The organism is Nocardia violaceofusca NBRC 14427 (assembly GCF_963869435.1).
Classification (GTDB): domain Bacteria; phylum Actinomycetota; class Actinomycetes; order Mycobacteriales; family Mycobacteriaceae; genus Nocardia; species Nocardia aobensis.
Genome location: NZ_CAWMPM010000031.1, coordinates 42,269 through 56,966, shown reverse-complemented (window position 1 = coordinate 56,966; position 14,698 = coordinate 42,269). Strand labels below are relative to the sequence as shown.

Sequence of the window (14,698 nt, the reverse complement as noted above, 5' to 3'; positions counted from 1 at the left end):
GCTCGACACGAAAAGGAAGTCCGCGATGACGCACGTTTCACGCAGTTCGCTGCTCGCGTTGCACGCAATTCGCCTGGGCGGGTTCGTCGATACGCACGCGGTCGCCGGCAGATACCGAATGCCCGTCGACCTCGCCGAGTCGCACGTGCGGGACTTCCGAGAGCGCGGTTGGATCAGCCGCTTCCGATTCGGGGCGGACGCGGGGTGGTCGCTCACCGAGAGCGGACGTGCGCAGAACGAGCGGCAACTCGCCGGCGAGCTGTCCGAGTGTGGGGCGAAAGCGTTCGTGGAGGACCTCTATCGCATGTTTCTGCCGCTCAACGCACGGTTGGTGCAGGCGTGCACCGCCTGGCAACTGACCATCCTTCCCGATGGCAGCATGCAGGACAACGACCACCAGGACGCGCAGCGGGACCGGCAGATCCTGGACGAACTGGAAAGCCTCGCAAAGGAATTGGTTCCGCTGACGAATACTCTCACCGAACGACTCGCCCGGTTCGCCGGTTACGACACCCGCTTCGCCGCGGCCCTCGCCCTGGCCGCCGATAATCCCGAGATGGTCACCGGCACCGAACACGACTCGGCCCACCGAGTGTGGTTCGAACTGCACGAAGATCTGATCGCCACCCTCGGTATCGACAGGGCGCACCCGTCCTAGACGAGTAAGTCCGAAGCATCCGTCGGTGGTCGAACGCGATCGGCGAGCGGGTGACTGGTTGCCCTGTGCCGTACTCGGTGAGCGGCTGCTCGAACTCCGTGCTGCTACGCCGGTCGCTGGAACTTGCCGTTCTGAATGCCGGTGGTGAAGGCGTCCCATTCGGCGGGGGTGAAGAGAAGCGCTGGGCCGTCGGGGTTCTTCGAGTCGCGCACTCCGACAGTGCCTCCCGCGAGATGTGCAACCACGACGCAATCCTTACCGGCTCCGCTGTGACTGCTCTTGAGCCACTGGGCGGTGGAAAGGTCAACGCTGATGCGGCGTTCCCCTCTGGCTTTCGGTTCGCTGGTCCTGGTAATCCGGGCTTGTTCGCTATGCGGGGGCATTGAATCGGCCACTCTGTAGACCGACGGTGAAAGCATCCCACTCGTCGGGCGTGAATACGAGTGCTGGGCCGGTGGGGTTTTTGGAGTCGCGTACGCCCACCGTGCCGTCGCTGAGGTGCGCAACCTCCACGCACGCATCTTTACCGTGGCTTCGCCGGCTCTTGTACCACTGGGCAGTGGACAGGTCGACACTCACGCTCTGTACTCCTCTAAAACCGCTTGCAGCAACGCCCTGGATTCCGTCTCGCTCAGTGCAGCGCTTCGGATGCTTGAAACCGCTGCTCGGTACTGCTCGATCTCGTCGGACTTGTCCAGGTACAAAGCGCCAGTGTAGCCCTCGACATATGCGACAGGCGGCTCGGTGAGCGCGGGGTTCGGGTGGTGCGGGAATTCGAGCAACACGAACGATCCGGCCTGCAGCCCGAGGTAACCGCCGAACGTGAGAGGCACGACACTGATGGATACGTTAGGACGATTGCTGAGATCGATCAGATGGCGTACTTGGTCCGCCATTACGGTTCGCCCGCCGATGTGGTGGCGCAGCGCCGCCTCACTGAGCATCACGTCCAGCGTGAAGGCGTCGGCCGAATCTTCGAGGCGTCGTTGTCGTTTGGCGAGGAGCTCGACGTGTCGCTCGATCTCCTCCTCGGTGACGGCGGGATCGAACGCGAGAGCGATCGCGCGCCGGTATTCGGCCGTCTGCACCAGACCGGGCAGCAACGTCAACTGAAACGATGTGATGCGTCGCGCCGACTGCTCGAGGCCGATGAACAGGCCGACGTAGTCCACGATCTCCTCGCGGTACGACTGCCACCAGCCGTCCTTTCGTGACTGTTCGGCAAGCCACAACAATGCGGTCCGGTCGTCCTCGGTTGCTTCGTACACATCACACAAGGCCCGAATGACCATCTTCTTGATCTGGCTGCCTTGGCCGGTTTCCAAGCGCCACAACGTATGTGTGCTGATCTCGGAAAGCTGAGCGGCTTTGTCGCGAGTCAGCTTCGCCGTCTCGCGGAGCTCGAACAAGCGGCGAGCGAGAAGGCGTCGGGGCAGCGTCGTTGTCTGTGCGGGCATGCATCCACCTCGTTGACAGAAGCCGTTGGATCATTGCAGCTGATTTGCACTGATTTGAGTTGCCATGAATCGTAGTGCAAGTAGTGCAGTTTGGGCTCGGGCAATGGTCTACTCGACGTGTGCAAGCGGTGGGGCGGCCGACCCGGCAATCCGTAAGCACCTCAACCACATCCCCGTCTTCGGAAGCCCGAACATGTCGAAATTTCCCATGCTCGAACAGCCGGACACACAACCGGACACCGATGGAGGACGACGAAATGATAAGCGCCCCAGAGCTATCGGGCTTGTTCTACCCGGCGTGTCCGGCGCGGACACATCCCGCCACGCACTGGCGATCGAACGGCATGCCGAGCGGCTGGGTTATCACTACGTCTACACCGTGCGGCCGCCCGAGGATCGGCCCGACCCCGTCGGTTACGGTCTGGCGATCGCCCTCGGTATCGACGCTGCGGCGGTCGTGGTCTACGACTTGAGCACCGTCGACCACAGTCCGGCGCGGGTGTGCGATTGGTGCGATCTGGAAACGGTGTGCCCGCCCGAGACGTGGGCGCGCAGCCCGATCTCACCGGAGTATGCCGGTCCGCCGCATCCGCTCACCGAGTCGATCGCTGGGCGAATCATGCAGCAGCACAAGGCGTGTAGTGCCCATCATTGTCCCCGTAAAGCCGCTGCGTTCGGGTTCCTCGTGCGGGCCGGGAAGATCGTTCCGCCGGTTCACACGCTGCGAGAGCGTGCCGCGGCGCGCGGTATCCGGCTCGACCCGATCGGCAGCGAACTGCCGGTGGCGGCGGGTCCGGACCTCGGCACGCTCCTGAGCGTGCTGGACGGGCTGCTCACCGATATGCGGGACCAGGGGTAGGCGGTGATGGACGACAGGACCAGGTGTACCGAGGCGGACGGCCTGGAAGCGGTCTGGGCGATACAGAAATTCCGTCATATCGAGATCAGGCGGGCGCGCGACACGGCCACCGGCGAAGTGATCGAGTTCGCGCCGGGCACCGATCTCGCGGCGGCGCGGGAACAGACGGCGCGCCGCTGGACTGCTGTCTGGGATCGCGTCGCCCACGAGATGTGGACCGAATGGATACCGGGACACCGCAATTCGGAATCTACGCCCATGACGCGGTTCCTCGGATGAGCGCGGAGCTGGACAAGTCGAAGTGGCCCAAAGCAATCGGATACGTTCGCTCCGATCTGGCGGGCGGTCGGCGAACCCGGATCGAAGCCGCGATTCGCCGGCGCGCGACCGAGGCGGGTTATCGCTTGCTAGGGATCGTCGCCGACGTGCAGGTGCCTGATCTGCTGGTCGCCCTGCGCCGGGTCGACGCGGTGGCGGTGATCGTCCATGATCTGGAGCATGTCGGCGGCAGTCCGCGATCGGTCTGCGGATTCGCGGCGCTGGTCACGGTGGAGCCCGCAGACATGTGGCGCTGGGGCTACCAGCCGGATTGGTAGTGCGGTCGGGAACGCTCGTCGCGGTGATGTGTCTGCGGTGCGACGTCGGTGATTGCCGGGCCCGCAATCCGCACACCCGAATTTTTCGTGCAAACCTCCGCGAAAATGCGCGAAAACCGCCAAAAACGCCGGGGTTTGCACGATTAGTTCATCGTCACGGACGCGGTCCGGCCGAGCGCGGCTACACGGTGACCTGCGAGGAGGACGGGCGTGGTGCGATGGGCGACCTGCACCACCTCCGGATGGACGAACGATTCGATGGCGGTGCCGGGCCGGCGGGCCGATGCGGTGGCGACCGAAACCCCCGGCCGATCGGCTCGTCACAGTGGGGCTGCGGCTCAGTAGGCCCGGAGCCGTGGACGCGGCCTCGATCCTCGGGGTCATCGCGGGGTGGTCCGGGCCGATACCGGCGAGAGCGAGGACTACCGAACCGGATTCTGTTCAGCCCGATCCGGATCGGCGACGCGCCCGGCGAGCGTTGTTACCGTCGCTGCCATGGATTTGCAGCTGAGCGGTAAGCGGGCCATCGTCACGGGCGGCAGTAAGGGAATCGGCCTGGCCGTCGCGCGCGGACTCGCGGCCGAGGGCGTCGACGTGGTGCTCGCCGCCCGATCCGCCGAACCGCTCGTGGCGGCCGCGCAGGCACTCGCCCAGGAGAGCGGGCGGCGGATCGTCGCGGTGCCCACCGACACCGGCGACGACGAACAGGTGCGGGCGCTGGTCGAGCGCACCGTGGCCGAGTTGGGTGGGGTCGACATCCTGGTCAATGCCGCGGCCACGCCGTGGAGTGCCGGCGCGCCCGCGGATCTGAACGCCACCAGCGACGACATCGTGCGCCGCGAGGTCGAGATCAAGGTGCTCGGATATCTGCGCACCGCCCGCGCGGTCGCGCCGCATCTGATCGCGCAGGGCTGGGGACGGATCGTCAACATCAGCGGACTCGGTGCGCGGCAGGCGAATTCGATCGCGCAGACGGTGCGCAACGTCGGCGTCTCGGCCCTGACCAAGAATCTCGCGGACGAACTCGGCCCGCACGGGATCAACGTGACGGTCGTGCACCCGGGCCTCACCCGGACCGAGCGGCTCACCGGACGGCTGGCCGCCCAGGCCGCCGAATCCGGCGCCACCGTCGAGGAATTGGAGGCCGGTCTGGTCGCCAACTCGATCCGCCGGGTGATCGATGCCCGCGAGGTCGCCGACGTGGTCACCTTCCTGGCCTCGCCGCGCAGCATCGCGATCACCGGCGATGCCGTCGCGGCGGGCGGGGGAGTGCCGGGGCCCGTCTACTACTGAGGCGAAACCGACCTGCGCGCAAGACCTTTCAGCGTTCGCAGGCGGCGAGGAAATCGTCGACGATGCGGGTGCAGTCGGCGCGCCCGGCGCGGCCGATGCCGGTGAGCCGCACGAAGACGATCGGCCCGACGAGCTGCGCCAGCACCGCGGTGAGATCCCGATCGCCGAGCAGTGCGCGCGCCCGCGGGTCGTCGAACAATTCGTCGAACGGGCGGCGGTAGGTGTCGATGAGATGAGCGCGCAGCGAACCGGACCGCACACCCTCGCCGTGGGCCTGCGCGTCTCCGGTCGCCAGCCACGCCAGCGTGGTCAGATGCAGCGGTACGTCGTTGATCGCCGCGGCCTGTCGGGTGAGCAGTTCGATCAGCCGCTCCCGCAGCGGACCCGCGTCCGGTATCTCGACAACCGGCGGCATCAGCTCTTCCAGCGTCGCGGCACGCAGCCGCGCCACGGTGTCGAAATGCCGGTACAGCGTGGTGCGCGCGACGCCCGAGCGTCGCGTCACCGCATCGATGGTGACCGCGTCCAATCCGCCGTCGCGCAACAATTCGGCCGCGGCGGCGAGCAGGCGGCGACGTGAGCGCGCCTTGCGCGGGTCGTCCTCGGATTCGATCGCGGCAGTCGATGTCATGGTCTCAGGATTCCTCCTCGGCAAGATCGGCGGCCGCACGGGACGGAAACGATACTTCGAGTAGCATAGCGAAACTAAAAGTATCGTTTCTCGGGAGGCGCGATGAACGCAACCATGACCGAGCTCGTACCCGTGCGCACCCGATGGGTGATCGTCGTGTCCTGCCTGGCCGTCGCGCTGGTCGTCGCGTCGATGGCGGCGCTCTACACCGCCCTGCCGCAGATCGCCTCGGCCACCGGCGCCACGCAGTCCCAATTGACCTGGATCATCGACGGTTACACGCTCGCGCTGGCCTGTCTGGTACTGCCGGCCGGCGCCCTGGGCGACCGCTACGGCCGCCGCATCGTCATGATCATCGGACTGGCGGTGTTCGCGATCGCCTCGGCGATCCCGCTGGTGGTCGCCGGACCGGAATGGCTGATCGGCTCGCGGGCAATCGCCGGAGTCGGTGCGGCACTGGTGATGCCGTCGACGCTCTCGTTGCTCACCGCCGGGGTCGAGCCGGATCGCCGCAACGTCGCGGTCGGCATCTGGGCGGGCACGGTCGGCGGCGGCGCGGTCATCGGCATCCTGGGCTCCGGAGTGCTGCTGTGGCGCTGGTCGTGGCTGTCGATCACGCTCGCGATGGCGGTCTCGGGTGCGGTTCTGGCGGTCGCGGCGTGCACGGTCCCCGAATCGCAGGACGGTGAGCGCGCGCGCTTCGATCCGTGGGGTGCGGTGAGCGGCGCGGTCGCGGTCGGCCTGATCGTGATCGCGGCACTCGAGGCCCCGCAGCGCGGCTGGACCGATCCGATGGTGCTGGGCGCGGTCGTCGCCGGGTTGGCGGTCGGCGCGGCCTTCGCCGTGATCGAACTGCGCGCCGAGCACCCGCTTCTGGATGTGCGGCTGTTCGCCGGGCGCGGCTTCGGCACCGGGACGCTGTCGGTGGCGGTGCAGTTTCTGGTCTCGTTCGGGTTGTTCATGGTGATCGTGCAGTTCTTCCAATTGATCCTGGGTTATTCGCCGCTGCTCTCGGCGGTCGCGATGGCGCCGATGATCGTGCCGATGGTGGCGCTGTCGGTGATCGCGCCGTGGCTGGCTCAGCGGTTCGGGCTGCGGCTGCCCACCACGGTCGGGCTGGTCGTCGTCGGGGCCGGGCTGCTGTGCCTGTCCCGGCTGACGTCGGTGAGCACCTTCGTGGATGTGCTGTGGCCGCTGCTGATCATGAGTACCGGCCTCGGCTTGGCCGCGGCGCCGGCCACCGCGGCGATCGTGGACGGCGCGCCGGCCGACAAACAGGGTGTGGCGGCCGCGGTGAACGACGCTGCTCGCGAGATGGGCGCCGCGCTGGGCATCGCTCTCGCCGGCAGTGTGCTGGCGGCCGGTTACGGCCACCGCATGGCCGAGATCGCCGACCGGATTCCCGAACCGATCCGCGGGCCCGTCACCGGCTCGCTCGCGGGTGCGCTGGTCGTCACCGAGCGCATCGGCCCACAGGCGAAACCGCTTGCGGAACAAGCGAAATCGGCCTTCGCACACGGCCTGCACCAGGCCACCCTGGTGCTCGGAGTGGTGACTCTCGTGGTCGCGGCGATCCTGGGTGTGTGGGCGCCCGCGCGGGCGCGCTCCGCCGCAGAGCCCGCCGGCGCGGCGCAGCGCTGAGCCGGTGTGTCGGGGCCGTCGTCCCCGCGCCGGAGTGCGCGGCCGTGTTGTGATGGATGCGGGCCGGGCACCGGTCACCCGCGGGTGTGCTGGCCGGCCCGCGCGAGCGGAGGTCGAATCGAGGAGCGGCGATGGCGCAGGCGAATGTGGCGGTGATCGGATACGGATTGTCCGGGGCAGTGTTCCACGCCCCGCTGATCGCCGCCGACCCCCGGCTCCGCGTGGCCGCGGTGGTGACCTCCTCGCCGGAGCGGGCCGACCAGGCGCGCGAGGAACATCCCGGCGTGCGGGTGTTCGCCACAGCCGACGAATTGTTCGGCGCCGCAACGGATATCGATCTGGTGGTGATCGCGAGTCCCAACCGCACCCACAGCTCCCTGACGCTGCAGGCCGTGGCGGCCGGGCTGCCGGTGGTGGTCGACAAACCCTTCGCCCTGACAGCCGCCGAGGGCGAGGCGATGATCGAGGCCGCCCGGAGGGCCGGCACCATGCTGACGGTATTTCAGAATCGGCGCTGGGACAGCGACTTTCGCACGGTACGCCGGCTGATGACCGACGGCGCGCTGGGCGAGGTGCGCCGCTTCGAATCCCGTTTCGAGCGCTGGCGGCCGCGGATCAAGGGCGGGTGGCGAGAGGTCGGTGGCGCCGACGAAGGCGCCGGCATCCTCTACGACCTCGGCAGTCATTTGATCGACCAGGCGCTCGACCTGTTCGGCCCGGTCGACGACGTCTACAGCGAACTCGACGCCCGCCGCCCCGGCGTGCGGGCCGACGACGATGTCTTCGTGGCGCTCACTCATGCCTCGGGCGTGCGGTCGCATCTCTGGATGAGCGCCGTGGCGCCCCAGCTGGGTCCGCGCTTCCGGGTGCTCGGCTCCGAGGCCGGTTACGTCTGTTACGGGCTGGACCCGCAGGAGGCGGCGCTGCGGGCCGGTCGTCGCCCCGGCGACGGGCAGCCGTGGGGGAGTGTCGATCCCGTCGACTGGGGTCAGCTCGGCGCCGAGGGTGATCTGCGCCTGATCCCCAGCGAACCCGGTGCCTATCCGGACTTCTACGCCGGGGTCGCCGCCGCCCTGCTGGACGGCGCCGAACCGCCCGTGGATCCCGCCGATGCCGTTGCGGCCCTGCGCATCATCGAGCGGGCGCGCGCGGTGGCGGCGCGTTGAGCGGCCGTCAGGGTTTGCGGGCGACGCCGCCGTAGGCCGCGATCTCGGCGGTGCGGCCGACCTCACTGGAGTCGGCCTGCCACTGTGTGATGCAGGTGAAGCCGGGCTCGACGAATTCGAGTCCGTCGAAAGCCGCGGCGATCTCGGCACGCGTTCGCGGATAGTACGGTGTGCCACCGGTTTTCGCGTATTCCGCGCACAGGTCGACATACGGCTGACTGTCGTCGGTGCCGTCCCAGAGCACGAGGTAGCTGCCGGAGGGGACCGCCGCCAGCACCGTGCCCACGATGCGCAGCATGTCCTCGTAGCTGCGGGCGTGGCCGAGGACGCCCATGAACATGACGGCCACCGGCTCCTGCAGATCCAGGATGGCCTCCGCCTCGGCGATGATCTTCTCCGGCTCGTGGAAATCGGCGTTGACGTAGGTGGTCACGCCCTCCGGAGTGGTGCTGGTGAGCAGCGCGCGGGCGTGCGCGAGGACCAGCGGGTCGTGGTCGACGTAGACGACCTTGGCGTCGGGCACGACGCTCTGCGCCACCTCGTGGGTGTTCTGCATCGTCGGCAAACCGGTGCCGATATCGAGGAATTGCCGGATTCCGGCCGCACCGGCCAGGTGGCGCACCGCCCGGATCAGGAATTGCCGCGACTGCACCGCCATGGTCGCGATATCCGGATCGATCTGCAGACTCGCCTCACCGACGGCGCGGTCGACCTCGTAATTGTCCTTGCCGCCCATCCAGAAATTCCAGATGCGCGCCGAGTGCGGGATATCGGTGCGGATCTGCGCCGGATCGTCGATGGCCATAAGTGCTGAGCTCCCGTAGGTGTGGGGCGCCGCCGAACCGCGCGGCATCTCGTCGGTGCGAACTACGCGAGTATAGACCTCCTCGCCGCGGCCATGTCGGAATATGTTGCAGGGCCGAAATATTCGCAACCGATCTGAGGGAACGGCGGTGCGGACCGAGCGGATTAACCGGTACCTGTTGCGCGGCAACGTCATTCAGGGAGCCGGCGCGGCGGCACAGGGGGCGACGGCACCTTCCTGTCTAGTTAGCTGAAAGTGTGCCAATCGTCTTGACTGCGCGCGTCGGCTGTCGGCGTCGTACGCACTCGCCCTCGCTTTCGACGGCGGAAGCCTGGTGTCTCTCAACACTAATCAAGCGTCCAATCTGGAAAGTTGTCCATATCCGCACATCGAATCGACTCGTCCCCATTCGGTCTGTGCAGGCGTGGTTTTAGGTTTTCCTTGCCTCGGGACGTAAGGTTGCCGATCGGTTACTGGATATCTCTTCTCACATGGAGGTGGTAGAGGGCTTGCACAGCACAGTGGTCGTCGTCGGGTCCGGATTCGGGGGGATCGGCATGGGAACGGCGCTGCGGCGCGCGGGGATGGACGATTTCGTCATCCTGGAGGAATCGTCCGAATTGGGTGGCGTGTGGCGTGACAACACGTATCCGGGGTGCAACTGTGACGTACCGGCGCACCTGTATTCGTTCTCGTTCGCGCCGTATCGCGATACGGCCGTCCGTTTTCCGGCCCGCCGCCGGACCTTGGAATACCTACGGTCCGTCGCCGCCGCCGAGGGCCTACCCGCCCACCTGCGCACCGGCACCGCCGTCACCGAGGCGACATACTCGGAATCGGAGGCGCGCTGGGAACTACGGACCGCGAACGGGATTCGGCTCACCGCCGACATCGTGGTCTTCGCCGTCGGCCAATTGCATCGCCCCAACATTCCGGAGATCCCGGGCCGCGACGAATTCGGCGGCGCGTCGTTCCATACCGCCGGCTGGGACCACGCCGCAGCACTGCGCGGCCGGCGGATCGCCCTGATCGGCACCGGATCCAGTGCGGCGCAATGCCTGCCGACGCTCGCCGACACCGCCGCATCCGTGCGGATTTTCCAGCGCACGCCGCAGTGGATCCTGCCCAAACCGGCCCCCGAATTCGGCCCGGCGACCCGTGCGGCGCTGCGGCTGCCCGGTGCGCAGCGCGCCTACCGCTGGGGTCTGCAGGAAGCCGCCGACTCGTTGCTGGCGCCGATGATGCACCGCCGATGGCCCGCCCGGCCCGCGGAATGGGCGGCGCGGCAGTATCTTCGACGGAGCATCGCCGATCCGGTGCTGCGCGGCCGGCTCACCCCGGATTATCCGATCGGCGCCAAACGGATCGTCTTCGACAGTCACTTCTATCGCACGCTGCGCCGCGACAACGTGGAACTGACCACCGCCGCGATCGCGCGCATCACCCGCGACGGCATCGTGACCGCCGACGGCGGACGCTACGACGCCGACGTCATCGTCTACGCGACGGGTTTCCGCGCCTCGGAATTCCTGGCCCCGATCACGGTGCGCGGCCGCGGCGGCCGGTCCCTGCAGGATCGATGGCGTTCGGGGCCGGATGCCTTCATGGGCCTGGCGGTGCCGGGATTTCCCAACGCCTTCCTCATCGCCGGACCCAACTCGTTCACCCCGGCGGGTAGCAATCCGGCGATGAAGGAGCATCAGATCGCCTACATCATGCGCTGCCTGCGCTGGCGTGACGAGATCGGTGCGGCGGCCATCGAGGTACGCGCCGACGCGATGGCGGCGCATCGGGAATGGCTGGCCGACGCGCTCGCGACCACGGTGTGGTCGACGGATGTGCCCAGCTGGTACACCCACGACAGCGGCGCGATCACCAATCCCTGGCCGGCCTCCGTGCGCACCTACGCCCGAATGCTGCGCCGCCCGCCGGCGCTGAGCTTCGCACCGGTGCACCACACCGCGACCGCCGAAGCGGTCGGCGCCTGACCCGGATCGCACGAAAGGACCGCCCGGTGCGAAAGTCATCGCGCCGGGCGGTCTTCCGGTCAGGCCACGGTGGCGTTCGCCGGGACGCGCCGCCGCGCCCGTCGGGTGACGCAATCGGTGTACGTCACCCGGTCGCGATCAGTCCTCGTGGGCCAGATGTTGCTTGGCCTGGTCGTAGTCGCCCTCGAGCTGCTGCCCGGGTCCGTAGATGAGATGGATGACACCGGTACGGAAGGCGGTCGAGCGCAGCAGAGTGAGCGGGAGGGTGGCGTCGGCGTCGTCGAACAGGCGCATGCCGGACCGCACCGCGATCGGATGCACCAGTAGATGCAGTTCGTCGAGCAGCCCGGCGCCGAGCAGTGCGCGCACCACCGACACCGAGCCGGAGATGGCGATATCTCCGCCGGGTTCCCGCTTCAACGCCGTCACCCCGGCGATCAGATCACCCTGCAGCACTTCGGAATTGCGCCAGGTGAAGGTGTGATCGCTGCGCGACACCACGATCTTGCGGGCATCGCCCAGCTTGCGGCCGAAGTCGGCGTCCGGCCCGCCCGCGGCCTCGCGTTCCGGCCAGGCGCCGGCGAAGCTGTCGTAGGTCTTGCGTCCCAGCAGCAGGGTGTCGGCGGCGCCGAGTTGAGCATCGACCGCCGCGCCCATCTCGTCGTTGTAGTACGGAAAGTGCCAATCCTGCGGGTTCTCGACGACGCCGTCGAGAGCGATGAACAACCCGGCCGTGATCGTGCGCATGATGTCTCCTGAATCCGAAAGTCCCTGTCGCACAATTCGACGGCGCGAGCGCGCCGAACTCATCGCCGCCGGAGAAGGCCGCGTGGATGCGGACGCGGCGGCGGGAACGGAGCAAAAAGTGAGCGGTTCCCCATATTTTGTCGGCAAATATCCCGTTCGTCCCATGCTGTCGGCGATCCGCCCAGGTCAGCGGCAATGCCGCGAGGTGTCGAATATGTCCAAAACGGAGTAGAAGGTGAGCGGAGGCTCGCATTACCGTTCCATCAGGTAACACCTACGGCCGGTGATCGGGCGGTGTCGATATCGCCCGATCACCGATCCGGCAGATCTCGCGAAGGCTGCGGATCCGGTCGGTGACAAGGAGGTCAAAGTGACTACAGCAAGCACAGTCGGTGCTGAGCGCGCGATATCCGGCCGCGCCACCTCGCTGTCCATGCGGGATGCGCAGACCATGTCCCGGGAACTGGTCCTACACCTCGGCGGATCCGTGGCGCCGTTCACCACCCTGCCCGCCGACGTGATGTCCGGTGACGTGTCGGCGGTCGCGCGGATCTGTGTGGAATGGTCGATCCGCCGAGTCAACGGCGGCGATCTTCCCGAACGCACCGATCGCCTGCGGGCCGCGGCCGCGCGCTGGTGCCGCGCCGGTATTCCGATCGAAGTGGTCGTGCACGCCGTCCACGAGGGATTCAAGGCCGGACTGGACCTGCTGTTCGCCCGAGCCCAGGCCAGCGATGCCGAACTCGTCGTCAAGGGCACCGCCACCGCGCTGGAACTGCTGGACCTCATCACCGCGACCGTCAGCAAGGCCTATGTCCAGGAGCGCCGCGCCGACGCCGTCGAGCATCACACCGCCGTGCACACGCTCACCTCGGCGCTGCTCGGCGGGCACGCCACCACGAAGATGGCGCGCGAATGCGGGATCCGGATCGCCGAGCGGTATCACGTTCTCGCGCTGTGGATTCCGCCGCATCCCGACGAGACGCATCCGCGGCTGGATCGCAACGTGGTCGCGCGCCGCAAGCTGCGGCGGGTGCAGGCCGCGCTGGCGAAACTGCTGCGCAACCAGCCGCTGGCCATGCTGTCGGTCGACGGCGGCACCGTGCTCGTCCCCGAAACCGCCTGCACCGAACCGGAATTGGACGATCTCGTCGCGCAGCTGTCGGAGCTGGCCGGGGTGCCGCTGACCGCCGCGGTGGTGGGCGCCGCCGCGGCCGACGTCCCGGCCGCGGCGCAACAAGCCCACGATCTGCTCGACACGGTGCGCCGGCTCGGACGCGGGCCCGGGGTCCATCGCTTCGCCGAACTCGCGCTGCAATACCAGCTCACCCGGCCCGGGATCGGCCGCGACATCCTCGATGCTCGCCTCGCGCCGCTGGACGACCACCCCGAACTGCTGGAAACGCTGCACGTGTTCTTCAACACCGACCTCAACCGGCAACGCGCCGCGCGGCAGCTGTGCATCCACCCGAACACCATCGATTACCGGCTGCGCCGCATCGGCCAGCTGACCGGCTTCGACCCGTCGCGCACCACCGGATTGTGGTATCTGCGTTCGGCATTGATCGCCCGGCTCAGCATCGCCGACCGCGAGGCGTCGACGCCGGCGCGCCGGCCCGCCTGAGCCCGGACGTCACGCGTCGGGGCCGGCCGGTGGCGGGTCGGTGGTGCCGTCCAGGTGCGGGTACACCACCTCCTGCACGATCAGCAGGACCGCGGCGGCGCACGGTATCGCCAACAGTGCGCCGAGGACGCCGAGCAGGGCGCCGCCCAGGATGATCGCCACCACCGTGACCACCGCCGGCACCCGGACGGTGCGGTCCATGATGCGCGGGACGAGCAGATAGTCCTCGAGCAGCCGCATCGCGAGGAAGAATCCGGCCGTGGCGATGCTGACCGGCAGCGAAACGGTCAGCGCGACGGCGGTGATGATCAGCCCGGCGACCGTCGAGCCGATCAGTGGCACCAGGTCCAGCAGCGCCACCAGCACCGAAAGTATCAGCGGGTACGGCACCGAGAACACCGTCAGCCAGACGAAGGTGGCGATCGCGGTGATGAGCGAGATCAGCAGATTGCCCAGGACGTACCCGCCGACCTTGGCGAAGATGGCGTCGCCGAGCAGGATGGCGCGAGGTCGGCGCGACTGCGGGAAGAACCGGTACAGGCTGTGCCTGATCCGCGGGAAATTCGCCGAGAAATAGATGGTCAGCACCGCGACGATCAACGCGCTGGCCAGCGCGCCGAAGACCCGCTCACCGGCGCCGAGCAGGCCGTGCCGCAGCGAGGGGTTGTCGGTGAGCCCGTGTCGGAGTTCCTGATCCAGGTGTAATCGCTGCGACCACGATCGGATCAGCGGGTACTGGTTCTCCAGGTCGTGCAGCTGGTCGGTGGCGTGATCGACCAGATCGCCGCCCTGGATGATCAGCGGTGTGATGGCCGCGGCCAGGAATCCGGCGACGAGCAGTGTGGCACAGCCGAATACGACGGCCACCGCCGCCCAGCGCGGCAGCCGGTGCCGATGCAGCCAGGCGACCACGGGCTCGATGCCGATCGCCAGGAACAGCGCGACGCCCACCAGGACGAGGGCCTGTCGCGCGGTCGCCAGCATCTGCACGATGCCGATCGCGAGGAGTACGCCGAGGCCGCCGGTCACGCCGATCACGAACGGAGAATTGCGGTCGAACCGCGGGCCCGGCCGCCCGTGGGGGTGCCGCGCACCGGCCGCCTCGGAGGCCGCGCGTTCGGCTGCCGCGATCGGCTCCGGGACCGACGGTTCGCCCTGCGGGCCGCGCTCGGCGTCCGAATCGGCGGAACTGCCCATTCTTGGCAGCGTAGTGCCCGTGCGCCCTGCTCGGGC

16 protein-coding genes are annotated in these 14,698 nt (G+C 68.0%); 9 read left to right on the top strand and 7 right to left on the bottom strand.

Annotation, left to right across the window (positions count from 1 at the left end):
* Positions 1-25 precede the first annotated feature (25 nt).
* Positions 26-658 (top strand): hypothetical protein, encoded by a 633-nt coding sequence (locus AC5592_RS24760; protein WP_036500900.1) that lies wholly within the window; start codon positions 26-28, stop codon positions 656-658.
* A 104-nt stretch (positions 659-762) separates the two neighbouring features.
* Here AC5592_RS24760 and AC5592_RS24755 read toward each other — a convergent pair whose 3' ends face one another.
* The 3 genes from AC5592_RS24755 to AC5592_RS24745 are packed head-to-tail and all read right to left on the bottom strand — an operon-like array spanning position 763 to position 2,115.
* Complete coding sequence (locus tag AC5592_RS24755) at positions 763-1,041, bottom strand: DUF397 domain-containing protein (RefSeq protein WP_371507459.1); 279 nt, start codon at positions 1,039-1,041, stop codon at positions 763-765.
* Complete coding sequence (locus AC5592_RS24750; protein WP_084507096.1) at positions 1,028-1,237, bottom strand: DUF397 domain-containing protein; 210 nt, start codon at positions 1,235-1,237, stop codon at positions 1,028-1,030. The genes AC5592_RS24755 and AC5592_RS24750 overlap by 14 nt, the downstream gene beginning before the upstream one ends.
* The gene (locus AC5592_RS24745; protein WP_063920376.1) at positions 1,234-2,115 is read right to left on the bottom strand and encodes a helix-turn-helix domain-containing protein; all 882 of its coding nucleotides are present in this window, start codon (positions 2,113-2,115) and stop codon (positions 1,234-1,236) included. The genes AC5592_RS24750 and AC5592_RS24745 overlap by 4 nt, the downstream gene beginning before the upstream one ends.
* Positions 2,116-2,413: 298 nt before the next feature.
* Between AC5592_RS24745 and AC5592_RS24740 the strand changes: the two genes are divergently transcribed.
* The 4 genes from AC5592_RS24740 to AC5592_RS24725 all read left to right on the top strand — a co-directional run bounded on the left by AC5592_RS24740 (position 2,414) and on the right by AC5592_RS24725 (position 4,863).
* On the top strand, positions 2,414-2,974 hold the full coding sequence (locus AC5592_RS24740) for a hypothetical protein (RefSeq protein WP_036500898.1): 561 nt from the start codon (positions 2,414-2,416) through the stop codon (positions 2,972-2,974).
* Positions 2,975-2,980: 6 nt separating this feature from the next.
* Positions 2,981-3,253, top strand: coding sequence for a hypothetical protein (locus AC5592_RS24735; protein WP_036500897.1), 273 nt, complete (start codon positions 2,981-2,983; stop codon positions 3,251-3,253).
* A complete protein-coding gene (locus AC5592_RS24730; RefSeq protein ID WP_036500895.1) occupies positions 3,250-3,570 on the top strand; it encodes a hypothetical protein in 321 nt (106 codons plus the stop codon). Before AC5592_RS24735 ends, AC5592_RS24730 begins: the two co-directional genes overlap by 4 nt.
* A gap of 495 nt (positions 3,571-4,065) precedes the next feature.
* The gene (locus AC5592_RS24725; protein ID WP_036500891.1) at positions 4,066-4,863 is read left to right on the top strand and encodes an SDR family NAD(P)-dependent oxidoreductase; all 798 of its coding nucleotides are present in this window, start codon (positions 4,066-4,068) and stop codon (positions 4,861-4,863) included.
* Between the two features lie 28 nt (positions 4,864-4,891).
* On the opposite strand, the gene AC5592_RS24720 is transcribed toward AC5592_RS24725, so the two are convergent.
* On the bottom strand, positions 4,892-5,494 hold the full coding sequence (locus AC5592_RS24720; protein ID WP_036500890.1) for a TetR/AcrR family transcriptional regulator: 603 nt from the start codon (positions 5,492-5,494) through the stop codon (positions 4,892-4,894).
* Positions 5,495-5,596: 102 nt separating this feature from the next.
* Between AC5592_RS24720 and AC5592_RS24715 the strand changes: the two genes are divergently transcribed.
* Positions 5,597-7,135 carry an MFS transporter gene (locus tag AC5592_RS24715; RefSeq protein WP_063065554.1) on the top strand — a complete coding sequence of 513 codons (1,539 nt, stop codon included), beginning with the start codon at positions 5,597-5,599 and terminating at the stop codon, positions 7,133-7,135.
* Between the two features lie 131 nt (positions 7,136-7,266).
* Complete coding sequence (locus AC5592_RS24710; RefSeq protein WP_063065553.1) at positions 7,267-8,301, top strand: Gfo/Idh/MocA family protein; 1,035 nt, start codon at positions 7,267-7,269, stop codon at positions 8,299-8,301.
* Between the two features lie 7 nt (positions 8,302-8,308).
* On the opposite strand, the gene AC5592_RS24705 is transcribed toward AC5592_RS24710, so the two are convergent.
* On the bottom strand, positions 8,309-9,106 hold the full coding sequence (locus tag AC5592_RS24705; RefSeq protein ID WP_063065552.1) for an SAM-dependent methyltransferase: 798 nt from the start codon (positions 9,104-9,106) through the stop codon (positions 8,309-8,311).
* Between the two features lie 491 nt (positions 9,107-9,597).
* Between AC5592_RS24705 and AC5592_RS24700 the strand changes: the two genes are divergently transcribed.
* Complete coding sequence (locus AC5592_RS24700; RefSeq protein WP_063065551.1) at positions 9,598-11,094, top strand: flavin-containing monooxygenase; 1,497 nt, start codon at positions 9,598-9,600, stop codon at positions 11,092-11,094.
* A 138-nt stretch (positions 11,095-11,232) separates the two neighbouring features.
* On the opposite strand, the gene AC5592_RS24695 is transcribed toward AC5592_RS24700, so the two are convergent.
* The gene (locus tag AC5592_RS24695) at positions 11,233-11,841 is read right to left on the bottom strand and encodes a dihydrofolate reductase family protein (protein ID WP_063065550.1); all 609 of its coding nucleotides are present in this window, start codon (positions 11,839-11,841) and stop codon (positions 11,233-11,235) included.
* 370 nt (positions 11,842-12,211) lie between these two features.
* Here AC5592_RS24695 and AC5592_RS24690 point away from each other — a divergent pair, with 370 nt between their 5' ends.
* The gene (locus AC5592_RS24690) at positions 12,212-13,465 is read left to right on the top strand and encodes a PucR family transcriptional regulator (RefSeq protein ID WP_051024553.1); all 1,254 of its coding nucleotides are present in this window, start codon (positions 12,212-12,214) and stop codon (positions 13,463-13,465) included.
* Positions 13,466-13,474: 9 nt separating this feature from the next.
* Here the strand turns inward: AC5592_RS24690 and AC5592_RS24685 are convergent, their stop codons facing one another.
* Positions 13,475-14,662 (bottom strand): AI-2E family transporter, encoded by a 1,188-nt coding sequence (locus AC5592_RS24685; RefSeq protein ID WP_036500880.1) that lies wholly within the window; start codon positions 14,660-14,662, stop codon positions 13,475-13,477.
* Positions 14,663-14,698 lie beyond the last annotated feature (36 nt).